Annotated in this window: 21 protein-coding genes; 4 read left to right on the top strand and 17 right to left on the bottom strand. The window is 62.2% G+C overall.

What is annotated here, in order from left to right; translation table 11 throughout:
• Window position 1: 1 nt before the first annotated feature.
• The 4 genes from AB4Y77_RS15245 to AB4Y77_RS15230 form a co-directional block, all read right to left on the bottom strand.
• Entirely contained in the window at window positions 2-1198 is a 1197-nt protein-coding gene (locus AB4Y77_RS15245; RefSeq protein WP_442014504.1) for an NAD(P)/FAD-dependent oxidoreductase, read from the bottom strand.
• A 4-nt stretch (window positions 1199-1202) separates the two neighbouring features.
• Complete coding sequence (locus tag AB4Y77_RS15240; protein WP_311212155.1) at window positions 1203-1409, bottom strand: DUF2945 domain-containing protein; 207 nt, start codon at window positions 1407-1409, stop codon at window positions 1203-1205.
• Window positions 1410-1514: 105 nt separating this feature from the next.
• On the bottom strand, window positions 1515-2078 hold the full coding sequence (locus AB4Y77_RS15235) for a DinB family protein (RefSeq protein ID WP_311212156.1): 564 nt from the start codon (window positions 2076-2078) through the stop codon (window positions 1515-1517).
• Between the two features lie 18 nt (window positions 2079-2096).
• A complete protein-coding gene (locus tag AB4Y77_RS15230; RefSeq protein WP_442014503.1) occupies window positions 2097-3563 on the bottom strand; it encodes an APC family permease in 1467 nt (488 codons plus the stop codon).
• A gap of 213 nt (window positions 3564-3776) precedes the next feature.
• On the opposite strand from AB4Y77_RS15230, the gene AB4Y77_RS15225 reads away from it, so the two are divergent.
• The gene (locus tag AB4Y77_RS15225; protein ID WP_442014502.1) at window positions 3777-4589 is read left to right on the top strand and encodes a hydrolase; all 813 of its coding nucleotides are present in this window, start codon (window positions 3777-3779) and stop codon (window positions 4587-4589) included.
• A gap of 7 nt (window positions 4590-4596) precedes the next feature.
• Here AB4Y77_RS15225 and AB4Y77_RS15220 read toward each other — a convergent pair whose 3' ends face one another.
• From AB4Y77_RS15220 to AB4Y77_RS15200, 5 genes are all read right to left on the bottom strand, one after another.
• The gene (locus tag AB4Y77_RS15220) at window positions 4597-6177 is read right to left on the bottom strand and encodes an ATP-binding cassette domain-containing protein (protein ID WP_442014501.1); all 1581 of its coding nucleotides are present in this window, start codon (window positions 6175-6177) and stop codon (window positions 4597-4599) included.
• The gene (locus AB4Y77_RS15215) at window positions 6170-7015 is read right to left on the bottom strand and encodes an ABC transporter permease (protein WP_311212160.1); all 846 of its coding nucleotides are present in this window, start codon (window positions 7013-7015) and stop codon (window positions 6170-6172) included. Before AB4Y77_RS15215 ends, AB4Y77_RS15220 begins: the two co-directional genes overlap by 8 nt.
• Window positions 6999-7940, bottom strand: a complete 942-nt coding sequence (locus tag AB4Y77_RS15210) for an ABC transporter permease (protein WP_442014500.1) — start codon at window positions 7938-7940, stop codon at window positions 6999-7001. Before AB4Y77_RS15210 ends, AB4Y77_RS15215 begins: the two co-directional genes overlap by 17 nt.
• Before the next feature lie 28 nt (window positions 7941-7968).
• On the bottom strand, window positions 7969-9519 hold the full coding sequence (locus AB4Y77_RS15205; RefSeq protein ID WP_442014499.1) for an ABC transporter substrate-binding protein: 1551 nt from the start codon (window positions 9517-9519) through the stop codon (window positions 7969-7971).
• Between the two features lie 177 nt (window positions 9520-9696).
• The gene (locus AB4Y77_RS15200; RefSeq protein WP_311212163.1) at window positions 9697-10122 is read right to left on the bottom strand and encodes a ChaB family protein; all 426 of its coding nucleotides are present in this window, start codon (window positions 10120-10122) and stop codon (window positions 9697-9699) included.
• A gap of 129 nt (window positions 10123-10251) precedes the next feature.
• Between AB4Y77_RS15200 and AB4Y77_RS15195 the strand changes: the two genes are divergently transcribed.
• A complete protein-coding gene (locus AB4Y77_RS15195; RefSeq protein WP_311212164.1) occupies window positions 10252-11031 on the top strand; it encodes a type 1 glutamine amidotransferase domain-containing protein in 780 nt (259 codons plus the stop codon).
• Here the strand turns inward: AB4Y77_RS15195 and AB4Y77_RS15190 are convergent, their stop codons facing one another.
• A complete protein-coding gene (locus tag AB4Y77_RS15190) occupies window positions 11032-11970 on the bottom strand; it encodes a LysR substrate-binding domain-containing protein (protein WP_442014498.1) in 939 nt (312 codons plus the stop codon).
• Between the two features lie 228 nt (window positions 11971-12198).
• Between AB4Y77_RS15190 and AB4Y77_RS15185 the strand changes: the two genes are divergently transcribed.
• Both AB4Y77_RS15185 and AB4Y77_RS15180 read left to right on the top strand, forming a co-directional pair.
• Window positions 12199-13317 (top strand): PrpF domain-containing protein, encoded by a 1119-nt coding sequence (locus AB4Y77_RS15185; protein ID WP_442014497.1) that lies wholly within the window; start codon window positions 12199-12201, stop codon window positions 13315-13317.
• A 12-nt stretch (window positions 13318-13329) separates the two neighbouring features.
• Complete coding sequence (locus tag AB4Y77_RS15180; RefSeq protein WP_442014496.1) at window positions 13330-14778, top strand: SLC13 family permease; 1449 nt, start codon at window positions 13330-13332, stop codon at window positions 14776-14778.
• Window positions 14779-14945: 167 nt separating this feature from the next.
• Here AB4Y77_RS15180 and AB4Y77_RS15175 read toward each other — a convergent pair whose 3' ends face one another.
• From AB4Y77_RS15175 to AB4Y77_RS15145, 7 genes are all read right to left on the bottom strand, one after another.
• Window positions 14946-16388, bottom strand: coding sequence for a glycoside hydrolase family 32 protein (locus tag AB4Y77_RS15175; RefSeq protein ID WP_442014544.1), 1443 nt, complete (start codon window positions 16386-16388; stop codon window positions 14946-14948).
• Window positions 16389-16552: 164 nt separating this feature from the next.
• Complete coding sequence (locus AB4Y77_RS15170; RefSeq protein WP_442014495.1) at window positions 16553-18103, bottom strand: glycoside hydrolase family 32 protein; 1551 nt, start codon at window positions 18101-18103, stop codon at window positions 16553-16555.
• The gene (locus AB4Y77_RS15165) at window positions 18100-19194 is read right to left on the bottom strand and encodes an ATP-binding cassette domain-containing protein (protein ID WP_442014494.1); all 1095 of its coding nucleotides are present in this window, start codon (window positions 19192-19194) and stop codon (window positions 18100-18102) included. Before AB4Y77_RS15165 ends, AB4Y77_RS15170 begins: the two co-directional genes overlap by 4 nt.
• Window positions 19191-20153: an ABC transporter ATP-binding protein gene (locus AB4Y77_RS15160; RefSeq protein WP_442014493.1), complete on the bottom strand. Its 963-nt coding sequence runs from the start codon at window positions 20151-20153 to the stop codon at window positions 19191-19193. The genes AB4Y77_RS15165 and AB4Y77_RS15160 overlap by 4 nt, the downstream gene beginning before the upstream one ends.
• On the bottom strand, window positions 20150-21085 hold the full coding sequence (locus AB4Y77_RS15155) for an ABC transporter permease (RefSeq protein ID WP_442014492.1): 936 nt from the start codon (window positions 21083-21085) through the stop codon (window positions 20150-20152). Before AB4Y77_RS15155 ends, AB4Y77_RS15160 begins: the two co-directional genes overlap by 4 nt.
• Window positions 21086-21095: 10 nt before the next feature.
• A complete protein-coding gene (locus tag AB4Y77_RS15150) occupies window positions 21096-22073 on the bottom strand; it encodes an ABC transporter permease (RefSeq protein ID WP_144650234.1) in 978 nt (325 codons plus the stop codon).
• Between the two features lie 126 nt (window positions 22074-22199).
• The gene (locus tag AB4Y77_RS15145; protein ID WP_442014491.1) at window positions 22200-23870 is read right to left on the bottom strand and encodes an ABC transporter substrate-binding protein; all 1671 of its coding nucleotides are present in this window, start codon (window positions 23868-23870) and stop codon (window positions 22200-22202) included.
• Between the last annotated feature and the right edge of the window lie 22 nt (window positions 23871-23892).

Genomic DNA, 23892 nt, shown 5'->3' with positions numbered 1-23892 from the left:
CTTAGGCCCTGCCCTTGAGGATCATGTGCCAGTAGACCTGGGGAAACATGATGCGGTCCACCCACCACGACAACCGGCTTTCCTTCCACGTGGGCACTTTAGGGATGGTAGGCATGGGGCGGTAGTGGTCATCGAATTCAGCGAAGACCACCGTGGTCCGCGAAACGGTGAAGGGGCATACGGAGTAGCCGTCGTACTTCATCGTCGGTGGTTTTCCCTGGCGGGCCGCCACGAGGTTCTTCGCCAGCACCTTGGTCTGCTTGCGCAACGCACCGCCGGACTTGGAGTTGGTGGTGGCTGCAGCGTCGCCCAGGGACCATACGTTGGAGTGGCGGACGTGGCGCAACGTTTCGGTGTCCACTTGGACGAATCCGTCCTGCAGGCCAGGGGCCGGAAGATCCGTAGCTTTGAGCCACTCCGGCGCAGACTGGGGCGGGACGGCGTTCAGGACGTCGTACCGCAGCTCCTCAGTTGTGTTGGTGGCATTGTTGCGGATGGTCGCTTGCCTGCTGGCTGCGTCCACGGCCACCAATTCGCTGTTGGTCCGGAGCTCAATGCCGTATTCAGCGATTTTCCGCTCAAGCTCCCTGTCCACCTCGGGGATGCCAAAAACGGTGGGATAGGGCTGCACCATCACCACTCTGATATTGTCCAGGACACCTTGTTCCCGCCAGTAGTCACACGCCAGGTACATGGGCTTCTGGCTGGCGCCCCCACACTTAATGGGTCCGGAGGGCATGGTGAAAATTACTGTGCCGGACCGGACGCTGCTCAGGAGTGACCAGACCTTGGGTGCGAGCTCGAATTCGTAGTGGGACGCGCCGTACGGGGAATGGACAGCCTCGGCCAACCCCGGCACTGAATCCCATCGGTACTGGAGCCCGGGACACACCACCAGATGTTGGTAGCTCACGGCACCGCCTGAGGCCAGCACCACCGTGTTGGCCCTGGTGTCCACGTCCACGGCATGGTCTTTGATCCAGGCAACTCCCTTGGGTATCACGGATGCCTGGCTGCGGGTGGCTTCCTTGACCGCAGCCCTGCCGCCGGCGATGTGGGAGAACAGCGGCTGGTAAAGGTGATGGTCTTTGGGTTCAATGAGGCCAATATTCCTGACCCCGTATCTGGTCAGCCGGGCCGCGAGCGAGACTCCCGCATTGCCCCCGCCAATGATGACTACATCGTGCTGATGGGACATATCGCTAGTTCTTTTCGGTCAACGCGGAGCCTTTGTGCGCCGCCCGTGCGCCGGTTTTGCCTGATTCCACCACGTACTGCGGCTCGTCTTCAGTGGCTCGGTGGGTGTTGCCGTCCAGAACGAAGTCACTGGTTTTCTTCTCCACAATCTTTCCGTGCGTCTTGCCTTGGGAGGTATTCCACTCCACGCGCGTTCCCTTGCTCAGTGCCATGTCCGCTCCAATGTGTGGTGTTCAGCTCTGACTTCAAGCGCTCCACAATAGTAAGCATGATGATCTTTTTCGCGGAACCCTCCTGCGGACGTCGCTGGCCCGGTCTTAGCCCGGCGGGTCTTGCCCCACGAGACCGTCCACGGATTCGCGGATAAGGTCTGCATGGCCATTGTGGCGCGCGTACTCCTCAATCATGTTCAAGAGGATATAGCGCAGGCTGGGCAACTCAATATCCGGACGGGATGCGACAGTGCCTTGCCGGGACGGGCCGCCTTCTGCCATGGCTGCCTCGAAAAGGACCCGGGAACGTGCAACAGCTTCACGCCACCTTTCATACAGTTCGTCGGGAGAGTCGCCGGCGGCGGAGTTCCAGTCCCAGTCGGGGTCAGCGTCCCAATCCACGGAGTTCCACGGGGGAAGTTGCCTGCGGCCATGAAGCCACTCGGTGGACATATCGTCCTCGAAGCGGGCCAGGTGCTTGAGCAACCCGCCCAAGGTTAACGATGACGGAGCATGCCGGGCCCGCAGGCTTTCCCGGTCGAGTCCCCCTGTCTTCCATGCGAACGTAGTCCTCTGCCGCTCAAGGAAGCCAAGCAGGGTGGCGGCTTCATCGCCGTCCAGCGGAGGCTCGGCGTTGACCGGTTCGGTAGTGCGTACTTGATCGTTCACGGCGACTCTCCTTGTTCTTCAGCCGGAAGGAGTTCCCTGCTCCCGGTCGCGTGACCCTGCTGAAGCAGAAGACTTTCTGGTGATAAGCCACGTGATGAACCAGAGCACCACGCCAATGGCCATAAGCCCGCCGGCTACCTGGTACTGGATGGGGTTCCTGCCCACCCAAGGACCAGCGAGGAAGGCGCAGAGGATGGCGGCCACCCATGGCAACTGACCGGGCGAGGTGAAAAACACCTTGCGATCAGGGTCCCTCTTGCGGCGGAGCACAACGCACGCCACATTGACCACGGTGAAGACGCACAACAGCAGAAAAGCAGTTGTCCCCGAAAGGTTGGCCACGATGTTGCTGTCCGGATCGATGCTGACGTACCAAATCAGTCCCAAGGCGAGCGCGGTGGAGAAAGTGATGCCGGCCCACGGTGAACGGCGCCCGGGCAACACCTTGCCCAAGCCACGGGGAAGGACATGCTGGCGGGCCATCCCATAGATCAGCCGGCTTGCCATCAGCATGTTGATCAAGGCAGTGTTAGCCACCGCGAAGACTGCCAGGAACGGAAAGATCTTATCGATCGGGAAATCCGGGGACCCTTTGTGGACGACCTCGAGGAGTGCCGCCCCTTCGGATTCCCTGATCTCACCCAACTCGGCAGGAGACAACACACTGACAACAGACACCGCAACCAGCATGTAGAGCAACACTGCGATGCCGAGGCCCGTCAACATGGTTCGGGGAAAGATGCGCTCCGGGTTCTTGGTCTCCTCCACCATGTTCACCGAGTCCTCGAATCCAACCATGGCAAAGAAGGCAATGGACGTGGCGGCCGTAACAGCCAGGAACAACCCCTTGTCCTGGTAGTCGGTGAACACCGTGATTTCTTGAATGTTGCCTGTTCCCTGCGCCATCACGAAGAACCCCACGCCGATCACAATGCACAGTGCGAGTACCTCAACCGAGGTCAGCACCACATTGAACTTCACGCTCTCGCCAACCCCACGCAGGTTAATCACTGCCAGCAACAGCATGAAAACCATGGCGACCAGCGTGATCATGCCTTTGTCCGGTGCGCCCATCCACCCGTTGACCTCCAGACCCCCGAACAGGTTCTGGGCGAGGACATTTGCCGATGTTGAGGCGCTGGTGATGCCGGAGCAAACGACGGCGAACGCCACAAGGAAAGTGACAAAGTGGATCCCGAAGGCCTTGTGCGTATACAGGGCCGCACCCGCTGCCTGAGGGTATTGCGTCACCAGTTCCAAGTAGGAAAAAGCCGTCAGTGTCGCCACGATGAAGGCCAGAAGGAACGGCAGCCAGACGATGCCGCCCACAGTCCCTGCCATCGTCCCCGTGACCGCGTACACGCCCGCTCCGAGAATGTCGCCCACGATGAAGAGGAGCAGGAGTTTGGGTCCCAAAACCCGCTTGAGCTGTGGTTCTTCGTCTGGGGGTGAAGCTTGGTAGACGTCGTCGGATGTGGTGCTCATGGTTGACCTCCACGGCGGATACACGGTTCCCTGATCGTGTTCGTGACCTGACGTATCCCACTGTGAGCCTGTCCGTTGACTTTGGCAACACTGTCGGACCCGAAAACCTGCCCTTCCGGACTGTTGCACGCTTGCAATATTCTGGGCCCACCAGCCTGCGGCGGACGGAGGGCCGGGAGCCGCAGGATACTGACAGTTCCGAAAGGACCATCCATGCTGATTTGCGGTGCCTGTGCGGTGGAACATGATGAACCCGTTCCCGAGGTTTGCCCCATCTGCGCCGACGAACGGCAGTACGTGCCTGAGGAAGGGCAGCAGTGGGTCAGTCTTGACCAGCTCGGGACGGCCGGTCAGCGGATATCGTTCTCAGAAAACGAGCCAGGTCTTGTCGGCATCAGTACTGACCCGAAGGTCGGAATCGGCCAGACGGCCCAGCTGGTGGTGACGTCCAAGGGTTCGTTGCTGTGGGATCCGGTGGGCTACATCGACGACGACGCTGTGAACGCGGTGCTGGAGCACGGACCCGTCCTGGCGATCGCCGCCAGCCATCCCCACATGTTCGGCGTGCAGGTCGAATGGTCGCGGCGGCTGGGCGGCGCCCCGGTATGGGTGGCTGAGGCGGACCGCCAATGGCTGGGACGCGATGATCCAAACATTGCCTGCTGGTCTGGCAGCACGTCGATCGCGGCCGGGCTGACCCTGCACCAAACCGGCGGACACTTTCCCGGCAGCGCCGTGGCACACTGGGCGGCAGGAGCAGCCGGTGCGGGAGTTCTGCTGACCGGTGACAGCGTCTTTCCCAATCCTGATCGTCGCTCCATTTCTTTTATGCGCAGCTACCCGAATCGCTTGCCGCTGTCCGGGGCAGTGGTGTTGCGGATCGCCACGCAGCTGGACACCCTTGCGTTCGATCGCATCTACGGGAATTTCAACAACGTCATAGCGTCCGGAGCCAAAGCCGTTTTGCGCGATTCCGCTCAACGGCATGCTGCCTGGGTGCGTGGAGACTTCGATCACCTGACATGAATCGGCGCTAAGGGGCAGTCCTGATCTTTTTCAGGTGCAGTCCCCTGCACGGAATCGCGGCCGAGACCAAGTCTTTGCTGTGCTGGTGCTGCGGGTCAGCGAAGAACTTGTCGGTGTCGGTGAGCTCTACCAAACGCCCTTGGTAAAGGACAGCTACTCGGTGGCACATGTGCCGCACCACGTCCATGTCGTGGGTGATCATCATCAGTGACAGTCCCCGCTCACGGTGCAGGCGTTGCAGCAGGTCAAGAATGGTCCGCTGCGTCAGGGCGTCCAGTGCGGACGTTGCTTCGTCACAAATAAGCACTTCCGGCTCCATCAGGAGCGCCCTGGCGATGGTGACCCGCTGCAGCTGGCCGCCTGAACATTGGCCAGGGCGCCTGTCCAGCAGCGCGGGTTCCAGTTCCACCTCTGTCATGGCGTCGTTCAGACGCCGGGTCTTCTCGCTCGATGGGAGCCGCCGTGGCAGGGGTGCTTCCAAACTGGCGCGGAGCGTCATGCGGGGGTCGAAGGCGTCATGTGGTTCCTGGAACACCAATTGGACAGCAGTCGGATCGGCACGACGGTCTGCTGACAGAGCCCGGGTGATGCTGCCGCCGCTGATTCCGTCGAGACCAACGATGGCCCGGGCGAGGGTGCTTTTCCCGGATCCTGACTGGCCGAGCACCCCCAGGATCTCGCCCTTTTTCAGCTCAAGGGAAACAGCGTCCAGTGCTGGACTGCTGCCTCGACGGCTACGTCCGAAATTCTTCACCACGCCGTCCAGGGTAATGACACTCCGCTCTGGCTGCAGCTGCTTCACAGTCCCTGATGGCAGGAGGTTTGAGGCTTCCAGGAGCCTTTGCGTGTAGGGAACCTTGGGACTTCCCAACACTTCTTCGGCGGTGCCCGATTCCACGATCTTTCCTGCATCCATCACCAGGACACGGTCTGCGAAGGCAGCAACGGAGGCAAGGTTATGCGTGATGTAGAGAATCCCCAGACCACGCTGGATCCGTTCGCGGTCCAGCAACTGCAGGATCTGGCGTTCCAGGACCTTGTCCAAAGCGGACGTCGGTTCGTCAGCCAGCAGGATCTCAGGCTGGCCCGCCAAGGCCATGGCCGTCATGGCACGCTGGGCCATGCCACCGGAAAGTTGATGCGGGTAGGCCCTGGCGCCCCATTGCGGATCCTCGAACCCCACTTCATCCAACAGTTCCAGCACCTTCGCATCCGCAGCTCTGCCGCGCAGGTTTGAATGGAGTCGGAGGGGTTCCCCAAGGTGGGCGCGGATGGTCTTGTTGGGGTTGAACATCTTCTTGGGCTGTTGGAACAGCATCCCCAGCCGGCCACCCCGGATGCGGTTCAGCTCAACTTCAGGGGCACGGGTCACGTCGACGGAACCCACATGGATGGACCCGGAAACAATGCGCAATTGTTGCGGCAGCAACTGCAGGACGGACCGGGCCGTCATGGTTTTGCCCGACCCCGAACCTCCCACGAGCGCTACAAATTCGCCGGGATGCACTGCAAGGCTCACGCCGGAAAGAATGGGCCGCCCGGCGTCGGCGCCCAGCACCGTCAGGTCCTCGATGACCAGTTCAGGCATGCCGGCCCTCCACCACCAGGACATCCACCGGGTCGGCTGCCCGCCGTGACGTCCGCTGACCGATCAGCGTCACACACAGGGCAACCAGGAAGATGGTGAGTCCCGGCGCAATGATCCCCCACGGTGCCCGCTCCGCGTACGGCTGGGCCGCTGCCACCATGGAACCCCAGTCCGATTGTGGCGGTTGAACGCCCAGCCCGAGGTAGGACAGGGCTCCCACGCTGATCAGGAGCTGCCCGAAACGCAGCGTCGCCTGCCCCAGCATCGGGGCTGCGAGGTGCGGGATGATGTGCCGGAATACAATGAACGACGGCGAACAGCCCACCACGCGCGCTGCTTCGACAAAGCCGCGTGCAGAGACGTCATAGGCCAACGTCCGCGCCAGGCGGGCAAACGGCGTCCACCCTGTCACGGTCAACGCGACCAGGAGCGAGGTAAAGCCTGTGCCCATGGCAGCGACGATGAACAACGCCACCACCATCTCCGGCAGCGCCAACAAGACATCATTGGTGCGGGTGAACAGTTCGTCTACCCAGCCCTTCCGCCGCGCGCTGAGCACACCGACCACCAGACCAATGATTCCGGTCAGGACCGTGGCCAGTGCCGCCACCACCAAGGAGAACCGACCGCCGTCGAGCAAGCGGCTGAGCGTATCCCGCCCAAGGTGGTCCGTCCCCAACCAGTGTGTGGCACTGGGTGGCGCAAGCCGCGCAGCAAGATTCTGATCGTCCGGCGGAAAAGGTGCCAGCCACGGCGCAGCCGCCACGGCGGCGACTATCAGGAGGAGAATAACGACGGCGGCGCCGTCGAACACTGACCGCTTACGCAAGGGCGCCACTCACCTTTGGGCTCAGAATCCGGTGCAGGAAGTCCGCGAGAGTGGTGATGGCGACGGCCAAAGCCACCACAACCACCACGCCGCCCTGTGCCAAGGGGATGTCACTGTTGACCACGGCGTCGTAGAGGAGGCGTCCCATGCCGGGAATCGCGAAGATGACCTCCACAATGACCGAACCTCCCAGAAGTCCCGCGAACCACACCGCGAACAACGTGGACAACGGAACCAGGCCGTTGGGAACCACGTGCCGCAGGACGGTCTGCACGTGGCTAAGGCCCCGGGCCCGGGCAGCGGGAATGTGCTCGGCCTCAAGGGCGTCGATCATGCCTGAGCGGACCGCTGAGGTGAAGAAACTGATGGGCCGAAGGGACAGTGTGGCGGCCGGCAGGACAATGGACGACGCCGTGTTCCACCCCGCTGAGGGCAGCCAGGAAAGCTTGAGGGCAAAGACCAGGACCAGCAGTGGTGCCAACCAGTATTCCGGCATGGCAATAAAGGACTGCGTGACAGTGGTGATCAGTTTGTCGGTTTTGCTGCCTTGTTTCAGGGCCGCCGCAATCCCCAGGGGCAGGGACACCACCACGGCCGTGCCCAAAGCCACCAGCACAAGGCTGAGGGTGATCCCCAAGGCCGGCAACACCTGATCAATCACGGGTGTACGGCTGATGTGTGACAACCCCATGTCGCCCGTGAAGAAGTCACCCAGCCACCGCAGATATTGCACGGGAAACGGATCGTTAAGCCCCAGGCTTTCCGCCAGTGCCTGAACGGTGGCTTCGTCCACCACGTCCCCGGCCACACGGGAACGGATGATTTTACGGACCGGATCGCCCGGCGTCACGTAAGGAATCAGGAAGACGGCGAAAGACGACAGCAGGACGGCGACCACCAAGGTCGCCGTCCGCTTCGCAAGGAACGTGATCATACGTGCTTCGGCTTGTCTCAGCCCGTTGCTAGGAGCCGGCCTTGGCCGTTTGCGCGGTCAGGACGTACCGGGACAGCGGATCCTGGACGTAGGACAGGACGTTGCTGCGGACAGCGTCAGTGGCCTGTTCATTAACCAACCACAGGTTCACGGCTTGGTCGTTCAGGAGTTGTCCGGCTTTGGCATACAGCTTGTAGCGTTCCTCGGTGTTGGAGGTCCGGGCTGCTTCGGTGATGAGAGCGTCGTACTCTTCGTTGCAGAAGTGGCTCAGGTTGTACGTGCCCTTGCAGGTGTAATCGGCCGTCAGAAATCCAATGGGATCGGCAATGTCGATCAGCCGGTTGCGTTGGCTCAAGATCATGTCATAGTTGCCGGCCAGGACATCCGGTTCCGCCGAGGCGTATTCCTTGGCTTGGATGCTCACCGGAACACCGATGTCCTTGAGGTTGTCCTGAACCACGGTTGCTACATCGGCGAACTCCGTCCGCTCCACGATGGCGATGATCTCCAGCGGCTTGTCGGCGGTGTAGCCGGCATCGGCCAAGAGCTTCTTCGCCTCGTCCAGGTTCTGCTTGGGTGGCTTGGCTTCGCTGGAAGCCCATGGTTCGGAGGGTGCGAAGGGGCCAGTGGCAGGCAAGGCCGCGCCTTCGTAGACGCTGGCCGCCAAGGCTTCAAGGTCCAGAGCGGAGCGGAGCGACTTGCGGAAATCCACGTTGTTGAAAGGTGCCCGGCCGTTGTTCATATACAAAGTGGCCGTGCGGGGCGAATCTGCCTTCAGGACGGAAACATCGGGTGCACTTTCAAGCGTGGACAGTGCGGAGGCCGGAATGGACAGGGAAATGTCGGCCTCGCCGGTTTGGACTTGGGCGGCCCGGGTAGCGCCGTTGGTGATGAAGCGGACTTCGGCGCCTGCCAACTGCACCTTGCCGCCCCAGTAATTCTCGTTGCGGTCCAAGGTCAAGGACTGCTTCGCCTTCTCCGACACAGGTGTGAACGGGCCGGTGCAGTGACCGAACGGATCAAGCGTGGCGCCGGCATAGGCGGCAGGTGCGAGGATGCCCGTGTTGACGCTCGCCAAGCGGAACGGCACCAGCGGGTTCTCCACCGGCGTGGTGACGCGAACGGTCTTGGCGTCCGTCGCTTGAACTGCGCTGACAATGCTCGGGCTGAAAGCCCTTGCAGGTACCTTGGCCTTCAGGACCGAGTTCAGCGAAGCGGCGACGGTCTCTGCGGTGAGATCGGTACCGTCCTGGAACTTCACGCCGTCACGGATGGTGAAGTCCCATTCAAGCGGTGAGACCTGCTTCCATTCTGTTGCCAGGAACGGGACCACTTTGCCCTGGGCAGAATCGTACTTGGTCAGCGTTTCCAGGCAGCCGGACAACGACAGGATGTACGCGGCGTCGGACTCAAGCGCCCAGTTGGCCACGGGGGCCCGGAAGTTATCCACGACGATGCGTTGGTTGGTATCGGCCACCTTTTCGGTGGTGCCTGTCTGTCCACCGCTAAGACCACAACCGGTCAGCGAAAGAAGTGCAGCGACCCCAAGGGCTGCTGAGGAACGGCTGAGTGTGCGCAAAGGGAACCGCCTGCGATGTATGCCCGGAACGGGAGGGCATGGGGAACTGGAGACTATTTAGGTTAGCCTTACCTCGGCGCCACACCAAAAAGAGGACGCTTCGCAGACGCGTCACAATGTGCCTGACATCACCCGTAAGCCCAACAATCCCCTCGCCACGGCATCCTGCCCTCGGGTTCAGCTTTCGCGGGCTTTTCGGGTTGCGGCGTCATTGGCTTTCTGCAGGGCTTGGACCAGCTCGTCCTTTGTCATGGTTGAACGACCCTTGATGTCCAGCTCGCGGGCCCGCCGGTAGAGGTGCTCCTTGGAAGCGTTGGCGTCCACTCCGCCAGCAGTGGGCTTATCCGAGCTGATCCCTTCCGCCGCATGGTCATCCGAAGGTCCACGTTCTTCCTTGGGTTCCCAATGGTCGCCCACCTTCTCGTAGCTGTGCTTCAGCGACGCGAAAGCCGTGCGGGCGGCCCTGCTCTCATCGCCGTCGTAGGAATCCATCGCCGAGTCGTAGGTCTTGGCAAACGTGTCTTGGGCTTTCTGGTCCGAGCGCTGAAGGGTCGAAGGCAACTCGCTTTTTCGGGCATGATCGTTTTTGCCGGTCTTGGGCATGGCACTCACACTCCTGATCCAGGTCACACATTGAGCCTGCAAGAGCAGACGGATTGATGTTCATCCAGCCTACTCAAGGGCCGGAATTGATGGGGGCGTAGGGTGGGAGCAGGACGAAAGGAGCACTTCATGAAGAAAATCCTCATGGTACTAACCAGCGTTTCCGAGCTCGGCGACACGGGAGAGAAGACCGGCTACAACGTAGCTGAGGCCGCACATCCCTGGAAGGTCTTCAAAGACTCAGGACACTTCGTCGATTTTGCTTCCATCAAAGGAGGCCAGCCTCCGCGCGATGAAGTGGACGCGGACGATCCCATCCAGGTTGCCTTTACCCAAGACGAGACAACGCGCGCCGGGCTGTACAACACCGCCCGCGTCGACGTCGTAGATCCCGCCCAGTACGATGCCATCTACCTCGTGGGTGGCCACGGCACCATGTGGGACTTCCCGGACAGCGAAGGCCTGCAGAACCTGGTGGCCAGCGTGTACAACGCGGGCGGCCTGGTGGGTGCCGTCTGCCACGGGCCGGCCGGCCTGTTGAACGTGGAGTTGGACAACGGGTTCAGGCTGGTTGAAGGCCGCGACGTAGCAGCCTTCACCAACGACGAAGAAGTGGCTGCAGGGAAAGACAAGGTCATCCCGTTCTTCCTGGCGGACCGGCTTGAGGAACAGGGGGCCCGCCACGTCTCCGCAGGGGTTTTCGAAGAAAAGGTGGCGGTGGACGGTCGCCTGGTGACCGGCCAGAACCCCGCCTCGGCCGCTGGCGTGGCCAAGGAAATGGAAAAACTCTTTGCCGAAGTCATCCACCAGGAGAAGGCAGAAGAGCAACACGAAGCAGAAGCAGTGCGTGCAGAGAAGGACGCGGAGAAGAGCGCCCGGAAACAGGCGGATTCTGACGCCGACCACTGATTAGACGTAGTCGCGCCCCCGTTCGCGGGCGATTTCCAACAACGTGGAGTGGAACGCAACTTCCGCGGGGGCGTAGACCTTGTCCTGGCGCTGGGCCAGAAGTACCCGCCTCAGGGGGGCGTCGGGGCCCAGACTGAGGACGCGGACGTCGGGATGCTGAAGGGCAACAGCCGTCTTGGGCACCATTGCCACGCCCATGCCCACGCTGACCATGGCCTGCGCCTCCTGATAGTCGTTGGCAAGGAACCCGATGTTCGGCTCAAAACCGGCATCGTGGGCAGATCGCTGAAGCACTTCCACTACCGGATGAGCTTCAGCGCGAACAATCCACGACTCCTTCCGGAGTTCACTCATATTTACTTCATCACGGTCAGCCAGGGGGTGCCCCTTGGCCACCAGAATCACCGTGCTCTCCTGGAAAACCTCGGTGATGCGGATGGACTCATCACTGAAGCGGTTCCAAGGGTAATCCCAAAGCAAGCACAGTCCCGTCACCCCGGACTCAAGATCCGAGACCAACTCCTCGAAGCGGGCACTGCGGACAGAAAGTCCAATGGCGGGGTAACGCTTTTTGAAGGCCCGGATGACAAGCGGGAGAAACGATCCCGCCAGCGTGGGAAACGTACCAACGGTCAGTGAGCCGCGCCGCAGGCCCGCGATCTGATCCAGGTCGGCGCGGGCCGCCCGCATCTGACCCACGATCTTCCGAGCGTGCCCTGCCAGTAACTGGCCTGCCTCGGTGGGGACTACGCCGCGCGAACGGCGGTTGAGCAGCGGCTGGCCGACTTCCTGTTCGAGCTTGCGCAACTGCTGTGAAACCGCCGACGGCGTGTACATCATGGTGTCGGCCGCGGCGGTGATGGATCCCTGCTCGACCACTTCCACCAGCAGCGCGAGCCGCCGGATATCGAATAACTCGGGGGCGTCATCATTAAGCATGCGTTCATGCTCCTGTCCAAGTGGTTCATTCACTGTATTTACGGGTCATCATGTTGCCGTGGAGCTTGCTGTTCATGCGTTCGACACATCATGATCCACTCGCTGCGCCTTATTGCCCAAATGATTTAAGCATCACTACAATCCCCATCATATATCCAACATTGTCTTCATTTGTGATCCGGATCATTCTCGTAACAGGAACAACATCAACGAGATGCAGGGAACACCATGAAGATAGAAGCGGAATGGATGCGCGGAGGCACCAGCAAATGCTGGGTCTTTGAAACTGCTCATCTGGAACAAGCCGGCACCGACGTCAACGAGCTGCTTCCCAGGCTCTTCGGAAGCCCGGACTCCCGCCAGATCGACGGAGTTGGAGGGGCCACCTCCACCACCAGCAAGGCGATGATCCTCAGCCGGCCTGACGACGATGAAGTTGATGTCGAATTCACCTTCGCCCAGGTAGGCATCGAAGAGGCAGCCGTGGACTGGGGCAGCAACTGCGGGAATTGCTCCGCAGTTGTGGGCCTGTACGCCATTGAAAAAGGCTGGGTTTCACCCGGCGGCGATTCCACCCGCGTCGTCACCCGCAACACCAATACGGGCCAGATCATCATCCAGCGGGTCTCAACCCCCGACGGCGCCCTGCCGATCGTTCCCGATGCAGAAATGCCCGGAGTCGTTTTTCCCGGGTACAGGGTGGGTCTGGGCTTCCGTGATCCGGCGGGAAAGACCACCGGAAGGCTCCTTCCTACCGGCGCGCCGACGGACATCATCCTCGCAAGCGGCACCCGGTGGACGGTATCAATGGTCGACGCCGGAGCGCCAGTGGTCATGCTGCGCGCCGAAGACCTGGGATTGGACACTGCCCGCTATGAAACGTGGGGCGCCGGCGTGGAGCTGCAGCTGGATACTTTGGACGTGATCCGCCGGCAGGCGGCTGTCCGGATGGGATTGGCGCCCAGTCCTTCGCAAGCAGCGCGGGCCGTCCCCAAGCTTGCGATCGTGGGCGCACCCGCCGGGGCAGACCCGGAAGGCGACGTCAACGTCATGATGCTCTCCATGGGCAAACCGCATCCGGCCTTGGCCATCACGGGAAGCATCGCTTTGACACTGGCCGCCCGCACCACGGGAACAGTGCTGAACCACATCACCGGCACCATTTCCCGCCCCACCCTGAAACTCCGCACGCCGGCCGGTGTGATCGAAACCTGGACCGAACACCGGGACGGTTCCCTCGTGGTGGGCGTCGACCGGACTGCCCGCACCATCGCCACCAGCATCATCCACCTCCCGGAGACTCTCGGCAGTGCCGTCGAAGCCTCGCTAGCATCAGCCACTCAATGAGGAGACACCACCATGGCTAAAGTCACTTACCACCCAGCTCCGGAATCGGAGAGCGAAACCCGGGAACAAAATTCAGGCAGTCCCAACCGCCGCCGCCGTATCCTGCTCGTAACGGTTGCCGCTTCCGTGATCCTGGGCCTGGTTGCCATCCTGTTCGGGGGCGCCATTTTCAACCCGGCGGCCACCCCGGAATCGGAGCCGACCATGACTGCCACACAGATCATCCCGCTGGTCATCCTCGTGGTGATGTTCGTCGTCGCCACCAAATGGCCGCTGAACATAGGCGTCATGGGACTGGTGGCATCCTTCGGCGTCGGCTACTTCATGCTGGGCATGACGGACAAGGAAATCCTGACGGACTTCCCCGCCAACATCGTCATCACCATCATCGGTGTCACGTACTTCTTCAGCATGGCCCAGCGGAACGGGACCATCGACATCATCGTCCAGACGTGTGTTCGGCTGGTTCGCGGTAAAACCATGCTCCTCCCGTGGGTGTTCTTTCTCCTGGCAGCATCGCTGACAGCCCTTGGGACCTTCTCCCCTGCCGCCGTCGCCCTCCTGGCCCCTGCCGCCATCGGGTTGGCCTATGAATCACGCATCCACCCCGTCCTCATGGGCGCCTTCATCATCAATGGAGCACATGCTGGTGGATTCTCGCCGCTGTCCGTGGCAGGCGTTCTTGTGCACGACATCGCGGTAAAGAACGGCTTCCCCATTTCGCAGGGCTCACTCTTCGCCGCCAGTTTTGCCCTGAACCTCATCCTGTCAGTCCTGACAGTGGTGCTGTTTGCCCTCCTGGGTAAAATCCGCGACGGCGCCACAGGCCAGCTCGCTGATCTGGACACCACGCGGACCGCCCGGCCACACGGCCAGCAGATCCTCTGGCTGGCACTGATCGTCGCAATGCTTGTCTGCGCCTTGGGCTTCCACATGCCCATCGGCTTCGTGGCACTCTCCGCAGGACTCCTCCTGGCACTGGTCAACATCAAGGAACACCAGACGTTCATCGGCGGAGTCTCTTGGTCCACCGTGCTCCTGGTTGCCGGCATGATCACCTACGTATCCCTGCTGCAGCACGTTGGCGTGATCGATACACTCGCCGAGCAGGCCCTGGCACTCGGGGCGCCGCTCCTGATTGCACTGGTACTTTGCTACGTCATCGGCGTCGGCTCGGCCTTTGCCTCCTCCACCGCCCTGCTCACGGCATTCATCCCCCTGGCGGGACCGTTGCTGGCGACCAGTTCACTGAGCGCCTCGGGCACAGTGGCCGCACTGGCCATCGCCGCGACGGTTGTCGATGTATCCCCGTTCTCCACTGACGGCGCACTGGTTGTCGCCAACGCCCGCGAAGACGATCGCCAGCGCGTCTACAAGCAACTGATGATGTACGCCGGCGGAGTGGTCCTCGTTGCACCCGCACTGGCCTGGGCACTGCTGGTCCCCACCGGAATCATGTAAGTCCCGGACCCCACCGACCGCCGAAGAACAGGTTCGGCAAGCGTAGGGAACCGTACCTGCACACCATCGCAACAGGAAGCCCGAACCTCGGGCGCAGGGACCGGCGCCTTACGCGCCAAAGGCAGGGCCACCGTGAGGTGGCCCTGCCTTTGGTGAGATAACTCCACTCAGAGCTGAGTGCCCTCAGAAGATATTCCCTTGAGTTCCCGTATGGTCAAGCCCCGGAACGTAGCCGCTCCTTCATGGGCGTAGAGGCGGATGCCGTCGTCGCCTTCAAGGGGGAATACCCTGTGCGAGTGCACCACGCGCCCATCTCCAACGAACATTTCCACACTGGTTCGATCCACCAGGATCCGCAGCGTGAGGCGGCCTGTAGCAGGATCTACCGGCGTTTGGGTTTCGCCTGCCGTCGGGTTGATCGTGGGGCGGCGATTGACGTAGGCAAACGGGCCACCCACGAAAACACCCGCTGCCACGTGCCTGCCACCACCGGGTGCGCGGCACAGCTCCAACCCGAGATTGGCAGGCGGCGCAGCCGGATCCCACACCAGCTCGCACGTGAGGTCGTAGGCGTTCGAGCGAATCTTCAGGTCATGAGTACCCGCAACCGGCACATCACCCAAGCGATGCGTTCGCTTCACGTGGTCCCCCAGCGCAGACGTGGGTACGGAAGCGAGAAAGTAGGCCCCGTTTCCACGCTTGAGCCGGACATCCCGGACGATCATGTCATCGCCGTTGTAACCGTCAGTAGCCAGGGTTGGTGTGTTGTGGGGGTAATCCCAGAAATTTGCCCACCCGATCGCCCGGCGGAGGGTTGGGTCCTCCGCACCCGACGCATCGTGATGCGGGTAGGTGACCGCGCCATAAAAATCGAAGCCATAATCGAGCCATTCAGGCTCGGGACGGTCCGGGGTAAAGGAGCTGCCGTCAAAAGCTCCTGTCCAGTAGGCATACGTTGCCGGCAGTCCGCGGCCCTTGCCATTTGCGCTGGTGCCCAACACCCAATGCCGGGTGCCGTCGTCGGCGGTCATCCTAAAGAGGTCGGGGCACTCCAGCAGCCCCAAGTCGCTGCGAAGAAACTCGCCAACCCGTTTCCAGGAGCGCAGGTCCGGTGACGTGTAGAAGCCCAGCTTCTGCCCCTCCGCGTTGGCCATGAACCACCGGCCGCGGTCCTCGTCCCAGATCACCTTGGGATCACGGAAATCGGGCACCCCCGGGTTGGGCAGCACCGGCGCCTGGCCACCTGGCTTGAAGGAGCGACCCTTGTCCGTGGAGTACCAGAGGTACTGTGCCTGCCGGCCTTCCGGTGCCTGGGTGACAAGGGCTATCACCGCGCCGGCCCCGTAACCCGCAGTATTCCGCTCATCAACCACCATGCATCCGGACCAACAGTCGCCGTTGGAATTGCTGAACTTCGGTATCGCGACCCCGCGGTCCCGGAACGCGACGTGATCAGTGGTGGTGGCCCGTCGCCACGATGTGCCACCACCCCCTTTGATGTAGTCGGCGTTGTACAAGTAGTAGTAGTGGTACTCCCCGTCGAGGTAGATGGGGCGCTGGGGATCGTTCTTCCAGTTATCAGGCACGCTGAAGTGATAGACCGGGCGCATCCGGGTTGCTCCTTTCGACGATGGGCCGCCCGCTGCCGTGGCTGCCGCAACGGGGCTGGCCTGCGCTGCGGCACCAGACAGCGCGATCGATCCACCGAGGGCGACTGCACCGGTTCCGGTAAACAGCGCACGACGGGAAAGCGATGGTGATCGTTCCATGGGTTTCACAGTCCTTCCGGGACGAGGTTGCGGGGGCTTTCAAAGATCCCGGCCATGGTCCAGGCATCGAAGGAGAGGAGCCGCGCCGAACCTTCCGTGGCCGCCAGCGTCACGCGCCTCCCGCCCAGGGTCGGGTAGACACGGGCCGTGAGCGGCTTGCCATTGGCGAAAATTTCGACGGCGGACCTGTCCACCAGGACGCGCAGGCGGACCCGACCGTCCGTCATGGGAACGGGCCCGGACTTGTCTTCACCATCAATGGCAGGGTCGAGGCTGGAACGGCTGCGGTCAAGGCGGAGGTTGCCGGTGCGGGATCCGTCGGCGGCCCGGCTCAGCACAACCACCGTCTCCTCGGCACAGTCCGGGGACGTCAGCACTCCGAGCCGAACCTCCGCACCGGGAGCAAGTTGCACGTCCAGCTCAAGGTCCAGCTGGTTGCCGGACACACCGGTCTCCACGGACGTTCCCGCCCCCACCAGCACTTGGCCGGGGACGCTGACGTGGCTTCTGCGCAGCTTCTCTACTTCGGGAACCGGTGCGAATTCCAACGTTCCATCGTTGGCCAACGTGGTGACGCGCGGCAGGCTCATGACGCCCGACCAGCCGGCTGCGACCATGGCGGCATCGCTTCGTCCTTCCTGCATCCAGCCGAACATGACACGGCGGTTTGACTCGTCCTGGAACGATTGCGGTGCGTAGAAGAAGCGGCCTCCGTAGTCCAGCCGGTGCAGCGTATCCGGCTCGAAGGTATCGCCGGCGTAGCGGCCGGTCCAATACAGCGGGTGGCGGGTTACGCCGTCGTCCCATGCTGAGAAGACCAGCACATCAGGCGAGCCGTCAGTGGGCGCAGACCCCAACGATCCCTGCCCCGCACGGAACAGGTCTACGCATTCCCACATCGTCCCGGTCCAATCAGTGTCCGCAGGATCGCCCTGTGAGGCATCCCCGATAAAGAGTGGTCCGAGGTAGTCCCACGACCGTAGGTCCGAAGACTCATAGAGGAACGCCGTGCCGCCGAGGTGCCGAATCCCTGAACCCACCAGCTGCCGCCATGTGTTTCCCTCGCGCCATACGCAGTGATCGCGGTAGGCCGTGACGTCAACACCGGCCGGCGGGGCACCAATAACCGGGTTCCCGGGGTCCTTGGTCCAGCTCAGCAGGTCCGGGGTTCCCACAGCGACGCATGGGAGCTCCTTGCCCTCCGCACGGCCCGAATACACCAAGGTGGGCGTCCCGCCGTCGTTCACCAACACCCCGGACCAACACCCCTCGGCGTCCGGCCCCTCGGACGGTTCCAAAGCAACAGGCTGGTCAACCCAGGTGACCAGGTCGGTGCTGGTGGCGTGACCCCACTGGATGCGGTGATGGAAAGCGCCCTCAGGGTTGTACTGGTAGAAGAGGTGGTAGGTGCCGTCCCAGTGACTGACACCGTTGGGGTCATTGAGCCAACCGGCCGGTGAGACAAAGTGGAAGCGCGGCCTCAGTGGATCGGCTTCGGCGCGGGCCACCAACTCCTCCTGCGGAACGGTAGCGAGCGGGTGGGTCAGTTCAGTCATGCGGAAGCCTCTTCTTGAGCGTTCGACGCCGGGTGGCCGGGTTGGAGTGGTTCACTCGCCAGGGCATGGCCGCCGGCGGCAGCCCAGGGGCGGTACAGGTGGCAGCGGACCCAGTGACGGTTTTCGGGGTCCCCCACCTGATGGCGGACAGGTTCTTCGGCCGAGCAGGCCTGGTCCGGGTCGCCGTCGAAGGCGCAGTGCGTGGAGGCCATGACGGCCTGCCGCAATTCGGCCCTGCGAACGGGATCGTACGAGCCTGCCCGGGCGGGATCCGGGACAGCGGACACCAGGAGTTGCGTGTAAGGATGCGCGGGGTTGGCCAGCAGATCCAGGGACTCGCCTTCCTCCACCAGTTCACCGGCGAACATGACCGCCGTCCGGTCCGCCAGGTATCGGGCGGACGCGAGGTCGTGGGTGATGTAGAGCATGGAGATGCCTTGCTCGTCGCGGAGTTTGCGCATGAGGTTGAGCACGCCGATCCGGACGGAAACGTCCAGCATGGAGGTAGGCTCGTCGGCCAGGATGACCTGCGGTTCAACGGCGAGGGCCCGGGCTATCGCAACGCGTTGGCGCTGACCGCCGGAGAGCTCGTGCGGATACGAGTTCAGCATGTCGGCCTCCAAGCCAACCGTGGTCATCAGCTCTGCGAGCCGCCGCTGCGTCTCCTCCTCGGAACTACCGTTCTTGCCGTGGATCGCCAGGGAGCGCCGCAGGAAATGCTCGATCCTGTGGGCCGGGTTCAAGGAGCCGAAGGGATCCTGGAACACCATCTGCAGCTGGGACCGAAACGCCCTTGACGCCTGGAAACGATCCCGCTTCAGGACATCGACGCCGTCAATGAGAATCTCCCCGGAGCTCGGCTTTTCGAGCCGGGCAACACAACGGGCCAAGGTGCTCTTACCGGAACCGGACTCCCCCACGAGGGCCACGATTTCGCCCTTGCCAATGGTCAGATCGATCCCCTGCAAAGCGCGGACAGAATCGCGGGAGAACAAGCCGCCAATCGGGAAGGTCTTTCCCAGGCCTCGAATCTCAAGCGCGGGGGTGCCGGTAGTGGACACGGGGGCTGGGGTCATCAGGGAATGGCTCATCGTGCGGCTCCTTCCAGGTTTGCTGAATCAACCACCGGGGCGTCGGCGCCGAACGGTGCCACAAAGTGCCCGGGTGCAGCCTCGGTGAGGTCCGGGATGTTCCGGAACTTCACGCCGTCGGGCAATCCCGTCAACGGAACGCGGGGACCGGTGAGCGGCGGGAAGGCGCCCATCAGCGCCTGGGTGTACGGATGGCGGGGGGTGGCGTAGACATCCTGGGCTTTGGCGGTTTCCACGATCCGGCCTCCGTACATCACGGCCATGCGGTGCGAGAGTTCCACCATGAGGGACATATCGTGCGTGATGAAGAGGACGGAGAAGCCGAGTTCGCGCTGAAGCTCCTTGATCTGAGCCATGATTTCCTGCTGTACCACCACGTCAAGCGCGGTGGTGGGTTCATCGAGGATCAACAGTGACGGCTTGAGCGCAACGGCCATGGCAATAACGGCACGTTGTCGCATACCGCCGGAGAGCTGGTGCGGATAGGACTTCAGCCGTGCGGGATCGATCCTCACAAGCTCCAGCAGCTCACCGGCGCGCCGCATCGACTCTTTACGGGAGTAACCGGCGTGGGTGGTGAAGATGTCCACGATCTGTTCGCCGATGGTCAGCACCGGATTGAGCGAGTTCATGGCTGATTGGAAAACCATTGCCACGTCCTGCCAGCGGAAGCGCCGCAACTCTTCCGGGCTCATGGCCAGGACGTCCTTGCCGCCAAAGGAAATGCTTCCGCCCGCGATCTTGGCGGGATCCTTCAGGAGCCTCATGATGGAGTTGGCAATGGTGGACTTCCCACAGCCGGACTCCCCCGCAAGGCCGAATACCTCACCGGTGCCGATGCTGAAGGAAACGCGGTCGACGGCGGTGGTGGAGCGGGTGTCACCGATGTACTTGACGGTGAGGTCCTTGACGTCAAGGACCGGTTGGTGGGAGCCGAAAGAAACTTGGGAGATGGTCATTTGGCGGCGCTCCTTTCGGTGTTCGTGGGTGCTGTTTTAGGCGTTTTGATCTTCCGAAGCCGCGGATTGGTGACCTCGTCCACGGCGTAGTTGATGAGGGCAAGGGCGAAAGCTACCAGCGCGATGCACACGCCTGAGGGGACAAAGACCCACCAGCTTCCGGTGAGCAGGGCGCCTTCGTTGCCGGCCCAGAAGAGGTTGTTGCCCCAGGAGACCGTGCTGACATCGCCCAGGCCAAGGAACTCCAGGCCCGCTTGGGCGCCGATGCCGTAGATGACGCAAGCCAGCAGGGTGCCCATGACGATCGAGGCCATGTTGGGCAGGATCTCGCGGAACATGATCAGGCCGGCCCTTTCGCCTGACACCACGGCCGCAGCCACAAAATCCTTGGAGCGGATGGACAGCGCCTGAGATCTCAGTACGCGGGCGGAACCGGCCCATCCGGTCACCACGAGTACCAGGATTACGGTCCCCAGTCCCGGCGGAAGGAAGGCGGCCAGGATGACCAGCAGCGGCAGGCCGGGCAGGAGCAGGAAAACGTTGGTGACCAGGGACAGTGCTTCGTCAATGAATTTGCCGAAGTACGCCGAGGCAAGGCCCACCAGGATGCCGATGAAAGTGGATGCCAAGCCCACGGTGAGTCCCACGAACAGCGAGCTCCGGGATCCATGGACGGTCAGTGCGAGGACGTCCTGTCCCTTTGCCGTGGTTCCCAGCCAGTGCCCGGACGATGGTTCCAGTGAAGCCATGGCCGTGATCCGCGACGGGTCCCCGGGAAACAGGATCGGTGCCAGGAGGGCCAAGGCGATGAAGATGATCATCACGGCCATGCCCGTCAGGGCTTTCTTGTTGGTGAGCAGTCCGTGGACGAAGCTGCGGTTCGGCTTGCGGACCGGCGTTGGAGTTGGCTGCTTCAGAAGTGCGGTTGTCATGTCAGTCCCTCTAGTTGCTGCGCACGCGCGGGTCGAGGCGGACGTAGAGGATGTCCACCAGGAAGTTGGCAAGCAGAACAGCGGCGGTGATGGTCAGGAACAGGCCCTGCATGAGCGGATAGTCGAGGCCTTGGACAGCGTTGAGGAGCTGGTAGCCGACGCCGGGATAGGCGAACACCACCTCTGTGAGCAGGGCACCACCCACCACGAATCCCAGTCCCATGCCGAAGCTGGTCACCGACGGGAGCATGGCGTTGCGTGCCGCATAGCGGAGCATGATGCGGCCCGGGCGGAGTCCCTTGGCTTCGGCCATGGTGATGTAGTCCTCGGAGTTGGTGGCAATCATGGTGTTTCGCATGCCGAGCATCCAGCCGCCGATGGAAACCAGCACGATCGTGAGTGCCGGCAGCACAAGGTGCGCACCGACGTCGCCGATGAACTCCCAAGTGAACGCCGGCTCCAAACCGTCAGTGAACGCATGGCGGATCGGGAACCAGCCCAACACCACGCCAAACAGGTAGAGCGCGCCCATGGCAAGCCAGAAGTACGGGAACGAACCGATGAACACCAGCACCGGTGGAAGCGCGGAGTCGATCGCGCCGCCGCGTCGCCAAGCCGCCAGGATGCCCAGCAGGTTACCCACGACGGCGGCAATGACCAGTGCAGTACCGCCCAGCAAGAGTGTCCAACCGATTTGGGACGAAATGACCTCGGTGACCGGGGTGGGGAAACGGGAGATGGAAACACCCATCTGCCCGGTGAAGATGTTGTGCATGTAGTCGATGTATTGCTCCCAGATGGGCCGGTCGTCAACACCCAGCAGCTTGCGCAGGGCCTCGATCTGTTCCGGCTGCATTCGGTCTTGGGAACGGGCGAACATGCGGGAGACGGGGTCCCCTGGCATGAACCGCGGAAGCAGGAAATTCAGGGTGATGGACGCCCAGAAGGCGATCAGGTAGAAACCCAGGCGGCGCAGGATGAAGCGCACGGTTTCCCTCCATTCGGGAAGTGCGGAAAGTATGGGAGGCACGCCCGGCGGGGTCGGCAGGGTCAACGGCGTAGAACCGCCGGGCGTGCGCTGTGAGGCCCGACTGGGCCTCATGCGAACGAGTCGTTACTTGCGCGGTTCCAGCGTGGTCAGAACCAGCACCGTCGTAGGTGACCGGACCGAGAGCGTGGCGTAAGGGTTGCCCTCGGTGGGCCAGCCGGTGAAGCGGGTGTCGTTGAAGGCACCCCATTCAGGGCCGGAGAACAGCGGCACCAGCGGTGCGACGTCGTTGTACTCTTCCTGCAGCTTGTTGGCGATGTCCTTCTGCTTGGACTGGTCAGCCTCCGCCGCAAAGTCGGCCAGCAGGGCATCCGCCGTGGTGTCGCCGAACCGGTGGTAGTTGTCGAACGTCTTGGTACCAACGGGCTTCACAGTGCCTGTGCCCATGGAGGTGTTGAAGTACTTGTACGGGCTGGGGTCGTTGGCACTCCAGACAATGCCGGAGTCGAAGTCACCGGTTTCATAGCCGGCAACCACGGCGGCCCAATCAGGAGACTCCACCTTGGTTGTGACTCCAACCTCGGCCAGGTTCTGTGAGATGACGTTGGCCACGGACAGCCAGTCGGACGAACTGGCGCCCACGGAGATCTTGAATTCGAAAGGCTTGCCGTCCTTCAGCGTGCGCTTCCCATCAGCTCCCTTGGGGTAGCCCGCCTTGTCCAGCAGCTCGTTGGCCTTCTGGACATCGTGGTTGGTCCACGTGCAGTTGTCCTTGACCTGGGTGTTCTTCCAGGTCTCGTAGTTGCCTGACAGTCCGGTGCAGTCGGCCGGCTTGGCGTAACCGCTCATGCCGATCTTGGTGACTTGCTCGCGGTCCACTGCCATACTCAGTGCTTTGCGGACATCAACGTCGTTGAAAGGCGCCTTAGTGGTGTTGAGCTGCCAGTTGATCATGGCACCCGTAGCCGGGAACCAGTACTGACGGTGTTCCTTGTCTTTGGAGACAAAGGTCTTTTCGATGTTCGGGATGTACTGGGGGGCCCAGTCGACGTCGCCGTTCGCTGCGGCGAGGTTGGCACCGTCGTTTCCTGCGAAGGCGAGCAACTTGATGCCGGCAATCTTCTGCTTTTCCGGCTGCCAATAATTGGGGTTCTTCTTCAGCACAAAGGACTGGGCCTGGAAACTGTCTACCTCTGTGTACGGTCCGGTGCCCACGGGTTTGGCGTTGGCGTCCTTTTCCGGATCCGGCACTGCAGACCAGATGTGCTTGGGCAGGATGGTGAGCTGGCCGACGTCGTAAAGGGCCGGCGACCACGGCTTGTTGAAGTTGAAGGTGACCTTGTTGCCCTCGGCGGTAACGCTGTCCAAGTACTCGAAGCCGCCCTTGATCTTCTTCTGAAGTTCGAACGTATAGGCAACATCGTCAGCCACGAAGGGCTGCCCGTCGGACCATTTCACACCGTCACGGAGGGTAAACGTGACTGACTTGCCGTCCTCGGCCGCCTTCCACTCCGTAGCGAGCCACGGCACAGTATCACCCTTGGCCGGGTTGAAGATCAGGAGGGATTCGTAAATGGACTGCTGAACCATGGGGTTCACCGTGGGAGCAAACGGGTTGAAGTTCTGCACGAACGTGCCCATGTCCTCGCGCGGAATGGTGAGGAACGCGCTGGCGTTCGCTCCGGCGTCGGAAGTGCCTGTCTTGGAGACGTTGGCCGTGCAGCCGGTAAGCAGCATAGCGCCCACTGCGAGGCTCGCTGCCGTCATTCGGGCAGCCCTGAATCGGGGGTGTGTCATGATGGTTATCTCTTTCCTGTCT

It is taken from the genome of Paenarthrobacter sp. YAF11_1 (assembly GCF_052113445.1).
GTDB lineage: Bacteria > Actinomycetota > Actinomycetes > Actinomycetales > Micrococcaceae > Arthrobacter.
Note: the sequence above shows the minus strand (reverse complement) of the source record. Positions and strands in the feature narration are given on the sequence as shown.